The following is a 16486-nucleotide window of genomic DNA, read 5'->3' as shown; positions in this document are numbered from 1 at the left end:
TGACGCCTACAGAGGTCATCGAGGCGGCGGGGGTTCGCGCCGATGGCACCGTTGCCAAATCTGCAGGCTCCGATATTTGCGGCCAAGTATCGCTCGCCATCGGCCCGAACCCTGCGCTCGCGAGGGGGTTTGCCACGTCCGTCAGCAACGGGTCAGGTGGCGGCGGCGAGGGTCGAACGCCGATACTGAATGCGGTTCGGACACACAGATGATGCACGTCCCATCACCGATTCCGGCATCGACGCAAGGAGCCTGCCCTGCACGTCTTATTCGTGTGTACTGGGAACATCTGCCGGTCACCGTCCGCCGAACGCCTGGCCGTGGCTTATTCCAGCCAAGCCAGTATCACCGATTTTTCCGCCTCCAGCGCGGGCACTCACGCCGTCATTGGCCATCCCGTTCACCCCGACGCGGAGCGAGTACTGCGGACGCTCGGGGGCGACGCCTCGAACTTCGCTGCGAGGCAGCTGACGCCGAAGATCGCGTCGGGCGCCGACCTGATACTCACGATGACCCGCGTGCACCGCGACAGAGTGCTTGAGCTTGCTCCGAATAAGCTCAGGACAACATTCATCCTGCCCGAAGCCGCACAGCTCGTCGGTGCACTTGGCGCGCAGAACGTTGCAGATCTCGCTAATTTGAGACACAGATTGATCACGGGCGAAGTGCCGGACATCGTCGACCCCATCGGCCAGAATCATGAGGTCTTCGCGGCGGTTGGCAGGCAGATCGCCGAACTACTGCCGCCAGTGCTCGAACTTTGCCGCCCTTGATGGGGTCACGCCAGCCCCAACAGCATCCCGGCGTAACACGACGACGGACTGTCTCCTTTTCGGCCACTCTGGTGGTCCTTGCGCTGCTCTATGTCCTCGCCGCGCTGATCGCGCGCACCGTTCTACTGGCCAACCTGCCGGCCCTGGTCCTCGCAGCGAGCTTCGCCTATGTCCCGCTGGTCGCTCTTTGCGCGCTCCTTCTTGCTGCGGTCTGCCGCAAGAAGCTGCTCGCCCTGGCAGGCATCGTCCTGCTGACAATCTCCGTGGCAATCCAGGTGCCCTGGCACAACCTCGGGCAGACGTCCGACCTCGGCCCTAGCACCGCCGAACTACGGGTGCTTTCCTCGAATATCCAGAAGGGTGAGGCTCATGCGGCAGCCTTCATCGACCTGGCCGTCGACAGCGCCGACATCATCACGATGTCCGAGCTGACGGCCGAGGCCGCGGCGCGATTCCGGGACGGCGGACTTCGCAAGACCTTTCCCTACTCGATCCTGATCCCCCGACCCGGCGCCGGCGGTATGGGCCTGTGGAGTCGATACCCGCTCATCGCACTTCCGCCGTCAAGGTACGGAAGCAATTTCATCGCCGCGCGCGTGCGCGTGCCCGGCGTACCGAATGATCCCTTGGTCGCCAGCGTGCACCTGATGTCACCACTCGCAGCCGGCGCCAACACGTTCGATGAGTGGAACCACCGGATCACCGCCGCCAAGTCCGAATTCGCGGACTACGCCGAGACCGCCGGCCCGGCCGCGGTGATCATCGCCGGCGACTTCAATGCCACGCCCGATATGCGCCAGTTCCGCGACCTCCTGGACGTCGGTTACCGCGATGCGGTCAACCAGACCGGGGCGGGCTTCTCACCCACCTATTCACCGCACCCCGCGATCCCGCCGCTGATCACCATCGACCACGTGCTGACCCGCAACTCAGCGGCGCAGTCGATCCACACGGTCGACATCCCGGGGTCCGACCATCGGGCGCTGCTGGCCACCGTCGCGATACCGGTGGAGCCAGAGTGAAGCTCACCGACCGATTGCTCAGCCCGACTTCCCCGCCGCCTCGCAGTATCGCTTCAGTCTCAGATCGACATCGTCGGGCGAATACCCCGTCGCCTCGATCTTCGTCAGATCCAGCGCACTGTTACTCGGCCTCGGCGCAGTCGGTCCTGCAGCATCGGCGAAATAATTCGAAGTGCTGACTCCGGTGATGCGATTTGGGTCGTGCCCGGCGAGCTCAAAGGTTCGTCGGGCGATATCGGCCCACGACATGGTCGGCCCGGACCCGGTGACGTTGTACACGCCGTAGGGCGCATCCGATTCCAACAAATGCCTGATGGATCCGGCGATCTCGTTGGTGAATGTCAGGCGGCCACACTGATCGTTCACCACCGAGGGATTGATGCCGCGTTCAGCCAACGACAGCATGGTGCGCACGAAGTTACGCCCGTCGCCGATCACCCACGATGTTCGCACGATGTAGTGGCGCGGCACCGTCGCCACGATCTGATCCCCCGAAGCCTTGGTCTGCCCGTAAACACCGAGCGGGGCAACAGGATCATCCTCTCGGTACGGCCCGTCCGCGCTGCCGTCGAACACATAGTCACTGGAGATGTGCACGAGGGTCAGAGCGTAGGTGGTGGCGACCCGGGCCAACTCGGCGACGCCGGTCACATTGGTGGCCCACGCCGCAGCTCGGCCATCTGATGTCTCGGCAGCATCGACAGCGGTATACGCCGCAGCGTTGATCACCGTGTCGTAGTCGCGCCACCGGCGAGCACCGCCCACATCGCCGGCGAGATCCAGATCGGAACGCTCCGCGAACTCGACATATGATGCATCCGAATACAATTCGCGCAGGGCACGACCTAGTTGACCACCCGCCCCCAGCACCAAGGTCTTGCGTGCTGAGACCGGTGTGACATCTCCCAGCGCTGGGTGAGCCCGATCCTTTGCCGACAACTCAGCGTCTGCCAGTGGAATCGGCCAGTCGATGGCAAGTGTCCCGTCAGCGAGGTTCACGGCCGCATACTGCGCATCCGCCGTCCAGTGATCATTCACCAGATAGACGTAACCGGTTTTCGGCTCCAGTGTCTGAAATGCATTGCCTACCCCGCGGGGTACGAATACCGCGCGAGATGCGTCGACCTCGGCCGTAAACACGGTGCCGAAGGTCGGACCGGCACGCAGATCCACCCACGCTCCGAAGATCCGGCCTGTGGCCACCGAGACATACTTGTCCCACGGTTCGGCGTGGATACCGCGCGTCGTTCCTACGGCGTCATTAAACGACACGTTGTTCTGGACCGGGCCGAAGTCCGGGAGTCCAGCGGCAACCATCTTCTCGCGCTGCCAGTTCTCCTTGAACCAGCCACGGTTGTCCCCATGCACTGGTAGATCGACGACCATCAGACCAGGAATCGGAGTTGCGCTGACCTGCAAGGCTTTACCGTACTCGACCATTATCTGGGCCTCTGGTTACTGGCCGAGTTTGGCGTAGAACGCCTCGGTATCGGCTTTGGCGGGCGTCCACCAGTCTTCATGGTCGCGGTACCACTCGATCGTGGCCGCGAGCCCCGCTTCGAAGTCGCTGTAACGCGGTTGCCAACCGAGTTCGGCACGAAGTTTGGTGGAGTCGATGGCGTATCGCAGGTCATGCCCCGACCGATCCGTGACATGGTCGTACGCATCCGCGGGCTGACCCATGAGAGTCAGGATCAACTCGACCACACTCTTGTTGTCTTTCTCACCGTCGGCCCCGATCAGATACGTCTCACCGATCCGACCCTGCCCGAGGATTGTGAGGACTGCCGAGGAATGGTCATCGGCGTGGATCCAGTCGCGCACATTGTGTCCCGCGCCGTACAGTTTGGGGCGCACGCCTCGCAGGATATTCGTGATCTGGCGTGGAATGAACTTCTCGACATGCTGGTAGGGCCCATAGTTGTTGGAACAGTTCGAGATCGTCGCCGCTACACCGAACGACCGAACCCAGGCGCGCACCAGCAGATCACTGCCTGCCTTGGTCGACGAATACGGCGACGAAGGGTTGTAGGGCGTTGTTTCGGTGAACTTGGCCGGGTCTTCGAGCGCGAGGTCTCCATAAACCTCGTCGGTCGATATGTGGTGGAACCGCGTACCGTGCTTCCGGGCCGCCTCCAACAATGTGAAGGTACCGATCAGGTTCGTGTGCAGGAACGGTTGCGGGTCGTGCAACGAGTTGTCGTTGTGTGATTCGGCCGCGTAGTGCACGATCGCATCCGCGGATCTCACCAACTCATCCACAACCGACCCGTCGCAGATATCGCCTTGTACGAACAGCACTCGGCGTTCGGATATCCCCGCCAGCGACGCCCGGTTGCCGGCATACGTGAGTTTGTCCAACACCGTGACGTCATAGTCGGTGTGGTTGATGACGTGGTGGACGAAGTTCGAACCGATGAACCCCGCGCCTCCGGTAACGAGCAACCGTGCCACTACCGCCCCTTGTCCAGCAGATCGAGCAGATACGTTCCGTAACCCGACTTCACCAACTTTTCAGCACGGCAACGTAATTCATCATCGGTGAGGTAACCCTGTCGCCATGCCACCTCTTCTGGGGCGCCGATTTTCAACCCCGTTCTTCGCTCCATGGTGCGTACAAAGTCGGCGGCATCGGTCATGGCATCGAACGTCCCGGTATCGAGCCACGCCGTTCCGCGCGGCAACACCTCGGCGCGCAGTCGGCCCTGCTTCAAATAAGCGAGGTTCACATCGGTGATTTCGTACTCGCCGCGGTCGCTCGGGGTCAGATCCTGCGCGATCGACACGACATCGTTGTCGTAGAAGTATAAGCCTGTCACCGCGTAATTGCTTTTCGGGTATCTCGGCTTTTCCTCCAGCGACACTGCATGTCCGTCGTTGTCGAACTCGATGACCCCGTATGCGGCGGGCTCGGCGACCCAGTAGGCGAAGACCGCACCGCCGTCGATATCGCCGAATCGGATGAGCTGAGCACCCAATCCTGGTCCGTAGAGGAGGTTATCGCCGAGGACCAGCGCCACCTTCTCGCCGCCGATGAATTCGGCGCCAATCGTAAACGCCTGGGCAAGCCCATCCGGTGACTGCTGTTGCGCGTAGGTGATCGACACCCCGAACTGCGAACCATCGCCCAGAAGGCGGGCGAAGTGCTCGGCATCGTGCGGGGTGGTAATCACCAAGATGTCGCGAATCCCGGCCAGCATCAGCGTGGACAGCGGGTAGTACACCATCGGCTTGTCGTAGACCGGAACCAGCTGTTTGGATACGCCCAACGTGATCGGATGAAGTCGCGAACCCGAACCGCCCGCCAGAATGATGCCCCGCACAGGCATATCGTGACACATGCCTGTCCCAATGGCTGACTACACGTCCCTCCGGCATACTCGGTTGTTTGCACCGGAAACCAAAATGCGGTCCGCATACTGACCCAACCCCAGAAACACCGAAGCCCCGCCAATGGCGGGGCTTCGGGACGAGCTGCGGGTCACTCTCAGACCTGATCCTCCGTGAAGTTACGGGTGACCGCCGGGTCGACGGGGATGCCCGGGCCGGTGGTGGTGGAGACGGTGACCTTCTTGACGTAACGCCCCTTGGACGACGACGGCTTGGCGCGCAGGATCTCGTCGAGCGCGGCACCGTAGTTCTCGGCGAGGGCCTTCTCGTCGAAGGACGCCTTGCCGATCACGAAGTGCAGGTTGGCCTGCTTGTCGACGCGGAAGTTGATCTTGCCGCCCTTGATGTCGTTGACGGCCTTGGCGACGTCAGCGGTCACGGTGCCGGTCTTGGGGTTCGGCATCAGACCACGCGGGCCCAGGACGCGCGCGATGCGACCGACCTTGGCCATCTGGTCAGGGGTGGCGATCGCGGCGTCGAAGTCCAGGAAACCGCCCTGGATCTTCTCGATCAGGTCATCGCTGCCGACGATATCGGCGCCGGCTGCGACAGCCTGCTCAGCCTTCTCACCCACGGCGAACACCGCGACACGGGCCGTCTTACCGGTGCCGTGCGGCAGGTTGACGGTGCCACGCACCATCTGGTCCGCCTTGCGGGGGTCGACACCCAAGCGGACCGCAACCTCGACGGTGGCGTCCTGCTTCTTCGAGGAGGTCTCCTTGGCCAGCCGTGCGGCCTCAAGAGGGGTGTAGAGATTGTCGCGGTCCACCTTCTCGGCGGCTTCGCGGTATGCCTTGCTGTTCTTGCTCATTCATATCTCCAGTTCAGAGGATGTGGTTGGCGAGCCGAAGCGGGCTCTCCCACAAATTTTTCCGGTGCCTTGGGGCGACTTACTTGACCGTGATGCCCATCGACCGTGCGGTGCCGGCGATGATCTTCGCGGCGGCGTCGATGTCGTTGGCGTTGAGGTCTTCCTTCTTGGTCTCGGCGATCTCGCGCACCTGATCCCAGGTCACCGTGGCGACCTTGGTGGTGTGCGGGGTGCCCGAACCCTTCTGCACGCCTGCGGCCTTGAGCAGCAGCTTGGCGGCGGGCGGGGTCTTCAGCGCGAACGTGAAGCTGCGGTCCTCGTAGACGGTGATCTCCACGGGGATGACGTTGCCGCGCTGCGACTCCGTCGCGGCGTTGTACGCCTTGCAGAATTCCATGATGTTGACGCCGTGCTGGCCGAGCGCCGGACCCACGGGCGGCGCAGGGTTGGCCTGCCCGGCCTGGATCTGGAGCTTGATCAGCCCGGTGACCTTCTTCTTGGGGGCCATGCTCTGGTTTTTCCTTCTCTCGATGGGCCCAGCCGATATCCGGGCCCGAAAACTTAAATCTTGGCGACCTGCGTGAACGTCAGCTCGACCGGCGTCTCACGACCGAAGATCGACACCAGCACCTTGAGCTTCTGCTGCTCGGCGTTGACCTCGCTGATCGAGGCCGGCAGCGTCGCGAACGGGCCGTCCATGACGGTGACGGACTCGCCCACCTCGAAGTCGACCAGGATCTCGGGACGCTCCAGGGTTGCCTCGGACGACGCCGCGGCACCTGCAGTGCTCTTGGCGGGCTTCTTGGCAGCGGCCGGCGGCAGCAGGAACTTCACCACGTCGTCCAGCGACAGCGGGGACGGCTTGGACGTCGCACCGACGAAGCCGGTGACACCCGGGGTGTTACGCACCGCGCCCCACGACTCGTCGTTGAGCTCCATGCGCACCAGGATGTAGCCCGGCAGCACCTTGCGGTTGACCTGCTTGCGCTGGCCGTTCTTGATCTCGGTGACCTCTTCGGTGGGCACCTCGACCTGGAAGATGTAGTCGCCGACGTCGAGGTTCTGCACGCGGGTCTCGAGGTTGGCCTTCACCTTGTTCTCGTAACCGGCGTACGAGTGGATGACGTACCAGTTGCCCGGACGGGTGCGCAGGTCCTTCTTGAGCGCGACCGCAGGATCCTCGTCCTCAGCCTCGACCTCCACCTCGGCAGCCTCAGCCGCGGGAGCCTCGTCGGCTTCCGGAGTTGCGGCGGTTTCGTCGATAACGTCGACGACGGCTTCACCCTCAGGCGTGTCGGCGTCGAAGTTCTCGTCGCCGTCGAAGCTAGTCACGGTTGTCAGTCCTCTCTCATACTTCCCGGGTCAGCCGAAGATGATCGCCACGAGCTTTGCAAGCCCGAGGTCGACACCACCGATCAGCGCGACCATGAAGGCCAGGAACACCAAGACCACGGTGGTGTAGGTGACCATCTGCTTGCGGTTCGGCCAGATGACCTTGCGCAGTTCTCCGATGACCTGCTTCAGGTAGGTCCAGACGAACTGGAACGGATTGACCCGTTCCTCGCCCGTCTTCGCAGCCTTGGCCGGCTTCGTGCGCTTGGCCGGCTTGTCATCGGATCCGGCGTCATCCGCGTCCTCGGCGTCGGACACCGCGACGGCGCCTCCGGCCGGTTCGGCTGCCGTGCGTCGCGACCGCTTTCCGGTGGGGCGCAGCGGTCCGGCGGGAACGGCGGCGGCACCGCTCGTCTGGCCGTCCTCTGGCCCTTCGCCTGCCGAAGGCCCCAGAGGCGGTTGATCGTCGCTCACCGCATGCCTTTCGTCTGTGTACGTGTGGTCACCTTCCAGTGTCCACACTTGTCGAGTATTCAGTTGAGCAGGGGCGACAGGACTTGAACCTGCAACCTGCGGTTTTGGAGACCGCTGCTCTGCCAGTTGAGCTACGCCCCTTCGTTCGAGGCTTCACATAACTGCGCGCTCTCCGATCGGCCGATTTCCGAACCGACGGACAGCGCGCTGTAGTGGGAAAACCCCGAGGACCGAGTGTACATCGGCCCACATGCGAGTTACTAATCCCCTAGGTCGCTACTCCCCTACCGCGGCCCGGAGCACCTGTCCGGTCTCACGGTCGTAGCGCACCGACACCGAGTTGTCGCCTTCGTGGCCCATCAACGTGGTGAACGCCTCCATGATGATCCCGCCGTCATCGTCGGTCAGGACGTTGCGGGTCACCACGATGTCGGCGTTGAAGCGGTTCTCCACCGACTTGATCTCCAGCTCGGCGTGCAGCCGGTCGCCCACCTTGATCGGGCGGTGGTACACGAAGCGCTGGTCGACCTGGATGATCTGCATGGTCTCCATGCCGACGTCGACGTTGCGGAAGAAGTCCTGCTGGACGAGCAGTGCCACGATGGAGACGAACGTCGGACCGGCGACCAGGGTGTCATGGCCCAACTCGGCGGCGGCCTCTTCGTGCAGCGACGCCGGATCGGGCGACTTCACCGCGAGCGCGAACTGCTTGACCTGCTCGCGGCCCACCACGAAGACCTCGGGGTACTTGTAGACCATCCCGAGGATGTCTGTGCGTAAGGCCATGTCAGGCCAGCTTCGCGGTCGCGATGGCGCGGCCGAAGATCTTCTTGCCACCGGTGGTGGCGGAGATCGCGATCGTCACCGACTTGTCCTCGGGCTCAACCGATTTCACGCGGCCGTTGAACACGATCTCGGCGCCGACGCCGTCGTTGGGCACCGGCACAACCGCGGTGAAGCGGACGTTGTACTCGGTCACGGCGGCCGGGTCGCCGACCCAGGAGGTGACGTAGCCGCCACCGAGACCCATGGTGAGCATGCCGTGCGCGATCGCGGTGTCGAGGCCGACCTGCTTGGCGATCTCGTCGTCCCAGTGGATCGGGTTCAGGTCGCCAGAAACGCCGGCGTAGTTGACCAGATCCTGACGGGTCAACGGGATGACCTTCTCGGGAAGGGTGTCGCCGACGCTTACCGAACTGAACTCACGCAGTGCCATCTGAAAAGCCCTCTTCTCCGTCGCCTGAACGCCCCGCGAGGGTCGTGAAGGCCTCCTGGACGACGTCACCGCTGTCGTTGGTGATGATGTTCTTGGTGACGATGATGTCGGTGCCGTGTGCCTTCCGGACCGATTCCACGTAGACGTCGCAATACAGTTTGTCCCCGGCCCGGATCGGCCGCTGGAACTTCAGCTCCTGATCGACCTGCACGATCTGAGCGTCGTGGATGCCGATGTTCGCATCGTCGAAGAATGCCAACTGCGCCGTCAACCCGAAGATGCAAATGAACGTCAGCGGCGCCGGCAGCGAGTCATGCCCGAGCTCGGCGGCGACAGCCTCATCGAAGTAGAAAGCATCATCGTTCTTGACGGCGATGGCGTGCTCACGGATCTTCTCGCGGCCAACCTCGTAGGCGTCGGGATAGCGGTAATGCATCCCGACGATTTTCTCCGACAGTGTCACGACGAAGGGCTACCGCGACTCTTTATGGGGCTGGTGGTGACCACAGTTCGGGCAGAACTTCTTGATCTCCAGGCGATCGGGATCGTTCCGCCGGTTCTTCTTGGTGATGTAGTTACGGTGCTTGCACACCTCGCAGGCCAAAGTGATCTTCGGCCGTACGTCGGTACTCGACGCCACGTCTCTTGCCTCTCGTTGTTCTACCTGTAGCGGTGGGGAGGCTCGATCTCCCGACCTCACGATTATGAGTCGTGCGCTCTAACCAGCTGAGCTACACCGCCCCGATCGACGCGGCGGAGCTCCGCCGAGCGTCTACCGAGCCCCCTAACGGAATCGAACCGTTGACCTTTTCCTTACCATGGAAACGCTCTACCGACTGAGCTAAGGGGGCCTTGCACTACCTGCGGCCGTAGGGCCTTAAAGAGGGTACATTCTCCCTGTTCCCGGCTCCAAAACGGCTGGTCTGTGGCTCATTTTTGGGGCTCTCACGGGCCTCGCCGCCACGATACTCAAGCCGGGTCGACGAATTGGCCTTCTCCCCTGCCTCGCTTCGGCCGCGTGAGCGTCGGCGCATCCATGCTGAACTCACGTTACTCACGCGGCCCGCCACCCGCGGCTGTACAACGCGGCGGCGACGCGGCCGACCACGTCGGCGTCGGAATCCTCGGCGATGGCCCGGACGACGATCCAGCCCAGTGCCGTCAGCGCCCGGTTGACCTTCTGGTCGCGGACGTAGGTCACGCGGTCGGTCTGGTGGTGGCGGCCGTCGTACTGCACGGCGATCTTGAGGGATGGGTGTTGCGCCACAGCATCTCGATCGGCACGTCATCGTCGATCCGCTTCGCGTAATGCAACGCCGAGGCCGCGACTACTGCGATCACTCCTCGGCGCCGCGACCACAGCCACGCCCCGCGGGCCCTGTCCCGCACCGACGGTTCGATCGGTCCGTAGATGTCGGGGAACATGCGGCGATAGCGCGTCCGTAGCTCGTGACGGGTCACCGTGCCCGCCGCCAACGCTTCACTGCCGATCACGACCCCCATGGCCAGATGCTGGCACCTTTCGCCGACAGATCCGATGCCAGGTTTCGGGCCCCTGTGGATAAGTTCCGGCCGACATCCCAGGCATCAGTTTCGTGTGGAGAAACCGGCCGCGGCTGAACCCAGGTACGGAATTCGGCGCCCGGACGTACGTGGCTTCAGTTCCGCGACAAGCATGGTCACGAAGCTGAAGCCACGTAACTCAGGACAACAGCCAGTCGTTGGGGCTGAACAGCTCGCAGTGCACCCGGGTCACGCCACGGCCGACCAGCTGCTCGCGCACCGCGCGCACGAATCCGTCGTTGCCGCAGAGGTAGACCTCGGCGTCGGCGGGCAACTCCACCCCATCCAAGGACAGCAGGTCCTCGTACCAGAGCTGCAGCGTCGCGTTGGGCAGCTTCTCGACGAGTTCGCGCTGACGCTCCCGCAGCGGGTGGGTCTGCTCGCTGCGGTCGGCATGCAACACCTGCACGCGGGCATCGGCCGGCAGTGCTTCCAGGATGCCGAGCATCGGCGTGATGCCGATGCCCGCGGAGATGAGCACCAGCGGGGCGCCCGGCTGCGGGGTCGGCAGATCACCGAACGGGACGGTGATGTCGATCAGGTCGCCGACCCGCAGGTTGTCCCGGATCCAGCCCGACACCTCGCCGGCCGGCTTGACCGCGAACGTCAGCTCACCACTACCGGACGCATTGACCAGGCTGTACTGCCGCAGCTGGCGCGCGCCGTCGGGCAGCGTCACCCCGACCGACACGTACTGCCCCGGCTCGAACGTCGCGTCCAGGCCGTCCACGGTCACCAGAATCGCCCCGGACGGGTCGTCCACCCGGCCCGCGACCCGCCCGCGCCGGTAGACGTCACCGGCGGCCACCCCGGCCTCTTCATAGAGCGCACGCTCCATGTCGATCAGGGTGTCGGCCATGATCCAGTAGACGCTGTCCCAGGCCTCGGCGACCTCGGCGGTGACGGTGTCGGCGCCCAGCACCTCGACGATCGCGGCGAACAGATGCTCGTGCACGATCGGGTACTGGTCGGCGGTGATGCCCAGCGACGCGTGTTTGTGCCCGATCCGCGACAGCAGTTCGGCCGGGTGCGGCAGGTCGGGGTTCACCAGGTGGGTCGCGAAGGTCGCGATGGACGCGGCCAGTGCGCGCTGCTGGGCGCCCTGGGCCTGATTGCCCCGGTTGAACAGGTTGCGCAGCAGCGACGGGTGCGCCTCGAACAGTCGTTGATAGAAGGACCGGGTGATCGCGTCGATATTGGCCCCGACCAAGGGCAGCGTGGCCGTGATCATGTCGGCGTGCGCGGGCTCCAGGTCCTGTGCGGGGGTGGTGACGGTCATCGGGTGATCCTTTCCAGCGGGAGAGTCACGACCGGCAGCAAGCCGCCACCGGTCAAGTCTTCGAGGGTGTGCTTGTCGAGTTCGCGATAGAAGGCCTCTTTGGCTTCGCCCAGCACGCGGCGCAATCGACACCCGGCGATCAGCGGGCAGGGGGTGGCACCGCCGTCGCAGTCGATGACCTCGGCGTCACCTTCGAGTCGGCGCACCAGCCAGCCCACCGACGCGGTGCGGCCGGCTTCGGTCAGCGAGAGCCCGCCCACCCGTCCGCGCCGGGCGTTCACCATGCCGAGTTCCACCAGGCGCGCGACGGCCTTGGCGATGTGATGCTCGGAGGCATCGGCACCGACGGCGATGCTGCGGGTGGTGATGCGGCGTTCGGCCGCGTCGCCCGCGGCCAGCAGCATCATGGTGCGCAGCCCCAGATCGGTGAACCGGGTGAGTTGCATGGGACTGACGCTACAAATCCTGCATGTCAAATACGAGATTTAACGGCTGTGCCCTTAAACACCCGATTTCGTGCGGTTTTTGCACCAGCGGGTATTGCGCAGTTGGCCAGATTCCGACCCAAGGTGGCCATCGCCTCGACGGCGACCACCTCTCCGAGCATTCCCGTGCCGGGCGGCTGCCCCGCTCGGCGGTGCACGGCGCGCGCCGCACGTAACTGGGATTTTCGACGCCCAGGCACGTCCCCCTAGAGTGTCGCCATGGCTTCCGACGCAGATCGCCTGTACTTCCGCCAGCTGCTCTCGGGTCGCGATTTCGCGGCCGCCGACCCGATTGCCCAGCAGATGCGCAACTTCGCCTACCTGATCGGCGACCGGGAAACCGGTGACGCCATGGTGGTGGACCCCGCGTACTCGGCAGGCGAGCTCGTCGACGCACTCGAGGCCGACGGCATGCACCTCTCCGGTGTGCTGGTGAGCCACCACCACCCCGACCACGTCGGCGGCACCATGATGGGCTTCACGCTGGCCGGCGTGGCCGAGCTGCTGGAGCGCGTCAGCGTGCCGGTGCACGTGAATGCGCTTGAGGCCGAATGGGTTTCACAGGTCACCGGGATCGCCATGAGTGATCTGACCGCTCACGAGCACGGCGACAAGGTCAACGTCGGCGATATCGACATCGAACTGCTGCACACTCCCGGGCACACCCCGGGCAGCCAGTGCTTCCTGCTGGACGGACGACTGGTCGCCGGGGACACGCTGTTCCTGGAGGGCTGCGGGCGCACCGATTTCCCGGGCGGCAACGTCGACGACATGTTCCGCAGTCTGCAGGCGCTGTCCACACTGACGGGCGATCCGACCGTCTTCCCAGGCCACTGGTACTCGACGGAACCGAGTGCCCCGCTTTCGGATGTGAAGCGGTCCAATTACGTCTACCGCGCCAGCAATCTGGACCAGTGGCGCATGCTGATGGGCGGCTGACAGCGCCGCCCGACCCGCAATACTCTCGCGGCGTACCTCCGCCTGGACTATTCTGCGAGGTCACAGCGCCCCGGTGGCGCGCATAGGGAGGAAACCCCGCATGACGACACCGCCGACCACGGCCGGCTGGTACCCCGATCCCGACGGATCCGGGGGTCAACGCTATTGGGACGGTGCCACGTGGAGTGATCACGGCCCCGAGGCTTCCGATGCGTCTGCGTCCACCGAAGAGACTTCCGCATGGCCCTCGGAGCTGCCGCCGTGGCCCGAGGACATGACGATGCCGTCCTGGGAAGAGGCCGGTAAGGCCGAGCCGGTCAGCGAGGTCGAAGCCCCCGAGCCGGACGCCGCGTCCGAGCCCGAGGCGGTCGAGGAGCCCGCCGAAGCGGGCGAGCAGATCGAGCCAGAGGTCGAGCCCGCCGCCGTCGACGAGCCGGAAACGGCCGAAGATCAGACGACCACCGTCGTCGGACTCGTCGATCAGGATCAGCCCACCGCCGTGGTGAAGCTGCCCGAACCGCCCGCCGCGGCGGTCCCGACGGCTCCGCCGCCGCCCGAAGCCCTCGCGTTCGCGGCCACCGCACCGCCGGCCGAGCCTGCGTCCGGCCCGTCCGGTCCGCTCAAGGGCTACCTCATCGGCGTCGGCGGACTGCTCATCGTGCTGGTGGCGGTGCTGGTGTGGGCGTTCGCCTTCGCCGATCCCGGCACCGGCGCGACTGAGGCCACCGGGGCTGACGGGACCACCGAGACTGCTGGGACGACCGCCCCCGCAACGGATTCCACCGACCCCACCGAGACCACCGCCGGCGAGGTCACCGGCGCAGGCGGACAGGTCGCCGACGGCGAAGTCACCATCACCAGCAACGGTGTGGAGGTCACCCCGACCGTGTCGGCCGTCGACAACGAGATGCTCACCAAGACGGCCTCCGGCGAGTTCGTCGTCGTGCGCCTGACACTGCTCAACAACGGTGCACTGCCGGCCACGTTCCTCGCCGACCAGCAGGTACTCAACGCCGGCGGGCAAACCTACAACACCGAAACCGAGAGCACGTTCTACCTCGGTGGCATCTCGGCGGTGCTGTACCCGGGCCAACCTGTCGACGTCGCCTTCGCCTACGACGTTCCGCCCGGTACGGCTCCGGAGTCCCTGCAGGTCCACGGCGACCTGGCCAGCGCGGGCGCGGTTCTGCCGCTTTCCTGACCCGAAGTTGCCTGCAAACAATTGACGGTGTACGTCATTTGGTGGACAGACAACCGATTCCGCGGCAAGTTAGCCTTCTGACGCTGAAATTCGTTGAATACTGACGACTCTTCAGCGAGATTACGCCTTGGTAGCTGGGAGGCGTGTTGGCAGAATTGTTCGCTAGAGATCGTTTGCGTTGCATCGCCGGGGGTGGCCATGAAGAACATCGTGTTGTGTTTCGACCACTCCGGGGAAAGCAATGCCACGGCCCTCTTCCGGCTCGTCGACCACGCCGGACAGGTCGGCTGGCGGCAATACACCAACCGGCGTCCCGAGGACGCCCGCGCATCGGTCGCCTCGGCCTACACGCACCTCGTCGATCACTGGCATCCCGGTGACAACGTCTACGTCTTCGGCGCCGGTAGCGGCGCGGCCTGCGCCCAGGCGCTGACCCGCCTGCTGGGCACCATCGGTGTGCTCGACGGCGAACTGCGCAGCTACATGCTGTCCACCTACGCGCTGCCGCGCACCACCCGCACCGCACAGGAGTGGCGTCACGTCACCGAGGTCGCGGCCGGCCTGGCCGAGCACGACGACATCACGCTGCCGGTCCGCTTCCTGGGCCTGTGGGATTCCACCCGCATCCGCGGGACCGCCGGGCCGGTCAACGTGATCGCGGGCCGCCACGCGGTGGCCATCGACGGCGCACCGAACCTGCAGCGCGTCGAGGGTGTGGACGAGGTGTGGTTCCGCGGCTCGCACCGCGACATCGTCTCCAGCCCACTGACGCTCGACTGGATGCTCGACGGCGCCGAGCAGGCCGGGTTGCGGGTGGACCGCGCACCTTCTGCGCATGCCGAGTCGGAAAGCTCGGCACTGAACATGGGGCTACGCCGGCTGCCCCAGGACGCCGTCGTGCACGCCAGCGTCCAGATGCACGTGCGGGCGCATCCGCGGTACTGGCGCCGGCTGCCCGCCCAGGTCGAATGGGCCGATCAGGACTGGCTGGACCGCGGCGAGCGGTTGATGGCGAGCGCACCGGCCACACCGTTGCGGCCACGGGCACTCGCCACCGCATCCTGAACCCCGCCAGCTAAACCGCGCGCTGCGGTTTACGCGATCATCAGCGAAGCGCTAATGTCCGAGGCGCAATCGGATGATCAGGTGAGGTCGCGGTGGAATGGTTTAGGGATCGGTGGGCCGATCTGAGCGGCCTGGGGTCGGCCGGATGGCTGACGATCGCAGCGTGGGCCGGACTGGCGCTCGGGCTGAGTGCGCTGCTGTTCACCGCGCGTGCGCTCAAACGGAATCGCCTGATCAAGAGTGATGAGCTGCGGCCGCACGTGGTGGTCTACATGGAACCGCACCCCTCGGACTGGCATGTCATCGAACTCGTGGTGCGCAACTTCGGGCAGTCCGCGGCGCACAACATCAGGTTCGAATTCGCGCATCCGCTGACGGTCGGCCGCTACGAGGACGCCCGCGCGGACGGACTGCCCGAGGTGGCCGAACTCCGGTTGCCCAGCGAACTCACCCAACTCGCGCCCGGGCAGGAATGGCGAACTGTGTGGGATTCGGCGATCAGCCGTGAGGAGTTCGGCGGTCAGATCCGGGCCCGCTTCGAGGGCACGGTGTACTACGGAGATCGGCCCGCCGGTGGTAAACGCCGCGAGTTCGACGCCGCGGTGGTGCTGGACTGGGCGACCCTGCAGCCGGTGCAGCGGCTGGAACTGATGACCACCCACGACCTGGCCAAGCGGGAGAAGCGGAAGCTGGAACTGCTGCGCAGTGTGCTCACGTATTTCCACTACGCCTCCAAGGAGACCCAGCCCGAGGTGTTCCGCGCCGAGATCGATCGGATGAACCGGGCGGTGCGCGAGACCCAGGACCGTTGGCGCACCCGGCAGTCCGACGAGACCACCGAGCTGGAGTTCCCCTGGATCTCGCCCGAGACGTCGAACGGACGGCACCACTCCAGCCCCGCCATCGGAATTAAGCACCGCGCTCCGTAAAGTCCGG

The 16486-nt window shown here is 64.8% G+C and carries 21 protein-coding genes, 3 tRNA genes and 1 pseudogene; 7 read left to right on the top strand and 18 right to left on the bottom strand.

The genetic code is table 11. From position 1 onward, the window contains the following. The first annotated feature begins 257 nt into the window (after positions 1-257). Both ASE48_RS08025 and ASE48_RS08020 read left to right on the top strand, forming a co-directional pair. Positions 258-773 (top strand): arsenate reductase/protein-tyrosine-phosphatase family protein, encoded by a 516-nt coding sequence (locus tag ASE48_RS08025; protein WP_057166534.1) that lies wholly within the window; start codon positions 258-260, stop codon positions 771-773. 71 nt (positions 774-844) lie between these two features. Further along, positions 845-1795: an endonuclease/exonuclease/phosphatase family protein gene (locus ASE48_RS08020; protein ID WP_235570910.1), complete on the top strand. Its 951-nt coding sequence runs from the start codon at positions 845-847 to the stop codon at positions 1793-1795. Between the two features lie 18 nt (positions 1796-1813). Here the strand turns inward: ASE48_RS08020 and ASE48_RS08015 are convergent, their stop codons facing one another. From ASE48_RS08015 to ASE48_RS07935, 18 genes are all read right to left on the bottom strand, one after another. Then, entirely contained in the window at positions 1814-3235 is a 1422-nt protein-coding gene (locus tag ASE48_RS08015) for a sugar nucleotide-binding protein (RefSeq protein ID WP_057166533.1), read from the bottom strand. A gap of 15 nt (positions 3236-3250) precedes the next feature. Further along, the gene (gene rfbB, locus ASE48_RS08010) at positions 3251-4249 is read right to left on the bottom strand and encodes a dTDP-glucose 4,6-dehydratase (protein WP_057166532.1); all 999 of its coding nucleotides are present in this window, start codon (positions 4247-4249) and stop codon (positions 3251-3253) included. Beyond that, on the bottom strand, positions 4249-5118 hold the full coding sequence (gene rfbA / locus ASE48_RS08005) for a glucose-1-phosphate thymidylyltransferase RfbA (RefSeq protein ID WP_057166531.1): 870 nt from the start codon (positions 5116-5118) through the stop codon (positions 4249-4251). The genes rfbB and rfbA overlap by 1 nt, the downstream gene beginning before the upstream one ends. 164 nt (positions 5119-5282) lie before the next feature. Next, positions 5283-5996: a 50S ribosomal protein L1 gene (rplA, locus tag ASE48_RS08000; protein WP_057166530.1), complete on the bottom strand. Its 714-nt coding sequence runs from the start codon at positions 5994-5996 to the stop codon at positions 5283-5285. 79 nt (positions 5997-6075) lie between these two features. Further along, entirely contained in the window at positions 6076-6504 is a 429-nt protein-coding gene (gene rplK / locus ASE48_RS07995) for a 50S ribosomal protein L11 (RefSeq protein ID WP_057166529.1), read from the bottom strand. A 53-nt stretch (positions 6505-6557) separates the two neighbouring features. Then, on the bottom strand, positions 6558-7328 hold the full coding sequence (gene nusG / locus ASE48_RS07990; protein ID WP_057166528.1) for a transcription termination/antitermination protein NusG: 771 nt from the start codon (positions 7326-7328) through the stop codon (positions 6558-6560). A gap of 30 nt (positions 7329-7358) precedes the next feature. Beyond that, complete coding sequence (gene secE / locus ASE48_RS07985; protein WP_057166569.1) at positions 7359-7802, bottom strand: preprotein translocase subunit SecE; 444 nt, start codon at positions 7800-7802, stop codon at positions 7359-7361. A gap of 68 nt (positions 7803-7870) precedes the next feature. Further along, positions 7871-7943 (bottom strand) — tRNA-Trp (locus ASE48_RS07980). 135 nt (positions 7944-8078) lie between these two features. Further along, positions 8079-8588: a (3R)-hydroxyacyl-ACP dehydratase subunit HadC gene (hadC, locus tag ASE48_RS07975; RefSeq protein WP_057166527.1), complete on the bottom strand. Its 510-nt coding sequence runs from the start codon at positions 8586-8588 to the stop codon at positions 8079-8081. 1 nt (position 8589) lies between these two features. Continuing rightward, positions 8590-9018: a (3R)-hydroxyacyl-ACP dehydratase subunit HadB gene (hadB, locus tag ASE48_RS07970; RefSeq protein ID WP_057166526.1), complete on the bottom strand. Its 429-nt coding sequence runs from the start codon at positions 9016-9018 to the stop codon at positions 8590-8592. Further along, positions 9005-9481 (bottom strand): (3R)-hydroxyacyl-ACP dehydratase subunit HadA, encoded by a 477-nt coding sequence (gene hadA / locus ASE48_RS07965; protein WP_057166525.1) that lies wholly within the window; start codon positions 9479-9481, stop codon positions 9005-9007. Before hadA ends, hadB begins: the two co-directional genes overlap by 14 nt. Positions 9482-9490: 9 nt before the next feature. Further along, entirely contained in the window at positions 9491-9658 is a 168-nt protein-coding gene (gene rpmG, locus ASE48_RS07960) for a 50S ribosomal protein L33 (protein ID WP_023985310.1), read from the bottom strand. A gap of 27 nt (positions 9659-9685) precedes the next feature. Then, positions 9686-9759 (bottom strand) — tRNA-Met (locus ASE48_RS07955). A 37-nt stretch (positions 9760-9796) separates the two neighbouring features. Then, a tRNA-Thr gene (locus ASE48_RS07950) sits at positions 9797-9869 on the bottom strand. 203 nt (positions 9870-10072) lie between these two features. Then, the gene (locus ASE48_RS33795; RefSeq protein WP_442928709.1) at positions 10073-10219 is read right to left on the bottom strand and encodes a hypothetical protein; all 147 of its coding nucleotides are present in this window, start codon (positions 10217-10219) and stop codon (positions 10073-10075) included. After that, positions 10216-10521 (bottom strand): hypothetical protein, encoded by a 306-nt coding sequence (locus tag ASE48_RS07945; RefSeq protein WP_057166524.1) that lies wholly within the window; start codon positions 10519-10521, stop codon positions 10216-10218. The genes ASE48_RS33795 and ASE48_RS07945 overlap by 4 nt, the downstream gene beginning before the upstream one ends. Positions 10522-10720: 199 nt before the next feature. Continuing rightward, positions 10721-11860: a globin domain-containing protein gene (locus ASE48_RS07940; RefSeq protein ID WP_057166523.1), complete on the bottom strand. Its 1140-nt coding sequence runs from the start codon at positions 11858-11860 to the stop codon at positions 10721-10723. Continuing rightward, positions 11857-12306: an RrF2 family transcriptional regulator gene (locus ASE48_RS07935; RefSeq protein WP_057166522.1), complete on the bottom strand. Its 450-nt coding sequence runs from the start codon at positions 12304-12306 to the stop codon at positions 11857-11859. Before ASE48_RS07935 ends, ASE48_RS07940 begins: the two co-directional genes overlap by 4 nt. Before the next feature lie 258 nt (positions 12307-12564). Between ASE48_RS07935 and ASE48_RS07930 the strand changes: the two genes are divergently transcribed. The 5 genes and pseudogenes from ASE48_RS07930 to ASE48_RS07915 all read left to right on the top strand — a co-directional run bounded on the left by ASE48_RS07930 (position 12565) and on the right by ASE48_RS07915 (position 16479). Further along, the gene (locus ASE48_RS07930) at positions 12565-13284 is read left to right on the top strand and encodes an MBL fold metallo-hydrolase (protein ID WP_057166521.1); all 720 of its coding nucleotides are present in this window, start codon (positions 12565-12567) and stop codon (positions 13282-13284) included. 100 nt (positions 13285-13384) lie between these two features. Beyond that, a pseudogene (locus ASE48_RS33750) lies at positions 13385-13477 on the top strand (DUF2510 domain-containing protein); the annotation flags it as partial. An 81-nt stretch (positions 13478-13558) separates the two neighbouring features. Beyond that, positions 13559-14485, top strand: coding sequence for a DUF4352 domain-containing protein (locus ASE48_RS07925; protein ID WP_327049645.1), 927 nt, complete (start codon positions 13559-13561; stop codon positions 14483-14485). A 198-nt stretch (positions 14486-14683) separates the two neighbouring features. Beyond that, positions 14684-15550, top strand: coding sequence for a phospholipase effector Tle1 domain-containing protein (locus ASE48_RS07920; RefSeq protein ID WP_057166519.1), 867 nt, complete (start codon positions 14684-14686; stop codon positions 15548-15550). Positions 15551-15642: 92 nt separating this feature from the next. Then, a complete protein-coding gene (locus tag ASE48_RS07915) occupies positions 15643-16479 on the top strand; it encodes a hypothetical protein (protein WP_057166518.1) in 837 nt (278 codons plus the stop codon). Positions 16480-16486 lie beyond the last annotated feature (7 nt).

This window comes from Mycobacterium sp. Root265, from assembly GCF_001428895.1.
Classification (GTDB): domain Bacteria; phylum Actinomycetota; class Actinomycetes; order Mycobacteriales; family Mycobacteriaceae; genus Mycobacterium.
This window is presented reverse-complemented; position numbering and strand designations above follow the sequence as displayed.

Bases quoted from the DNA above. Each gene is read 5' to 3' on its own strand.
- ASE48_RS07935 (WP_057166522.1), bottom strand. From the start codon at position 12,306: ATGCAACTCACCCGGTTCACCGATCTGGGGCTGCGCACCATGATGCTG.
- ASE48_RS07920 (WP_057166519.1), top strand. From the start codon at position 14,684: ATGAAGAACATCGTGTTGTGTTTCGACCACTCCGGGGAAAGCAATGCC.
- hadB (WP_057166526.1), bottom strand. From the start codon at position 9,018: ATGGCACTGCGTGAGTTCAGTTCGGTAAGCGTCGGCGACACCCTTCCC.
- rplA (WP_057166530.1), bottom strand. From the start codon at position 5,996: ATGAGCAAGAACAGCAAGGCATACCGCGAAGCCGCCGAGAAGGTGGAC.
- ASE48_RS08015 (WP_057166533.1), bottom strand. From the start codon at position 3,235: ATGGTCGAGTACGGTAAAGCCTTGCAGGTCAGCGCAACTCCGATTCCT.
- ASE48_RS07940 (WP_057166523.1), bottom strand. From the start codon at position 11,860: ATGACCGTCACCACCCCCGCACAGGACCTGGAGCCCGCGCACGCCGAC.
- hadC (WP_057166527.1), bottom strand. From the start codon at position 8,588: ATGGCCTTACGCACAGACATCCTCGGGATGGTCTACAAGTACCCCGAG.
- ASE48_RS07930 (WP_057166521.1), top strand. From the start codon at position 12,565: ATGGCTTCCGACGCAGATCGCCTGTACTTCCGCCAGCTGCTCTCGGGT.
- ASE48_RS07925 (WP_327049645.1), top strand. From the start codon at position 13,559: ATGACGATGCCGTCCTGGGAAGAGGCCGGTAAGGCCGAGCCGGTCAGC.
- rplK (WP_057166529.1), bottom strand. From the start codon at position 6,504: ATGGCCCCCAAGAAGAAGGTCACCGGGCTGATCAAGCTCCAGATCCAG.
- ASE48_RS07945 (WP_057166524.1), bottom strand. From the start codon at position 10,521: ATGGGGGTCGTGATCGGCAGTGAAGCGTTGGCGGCGGGCACGGTGACC.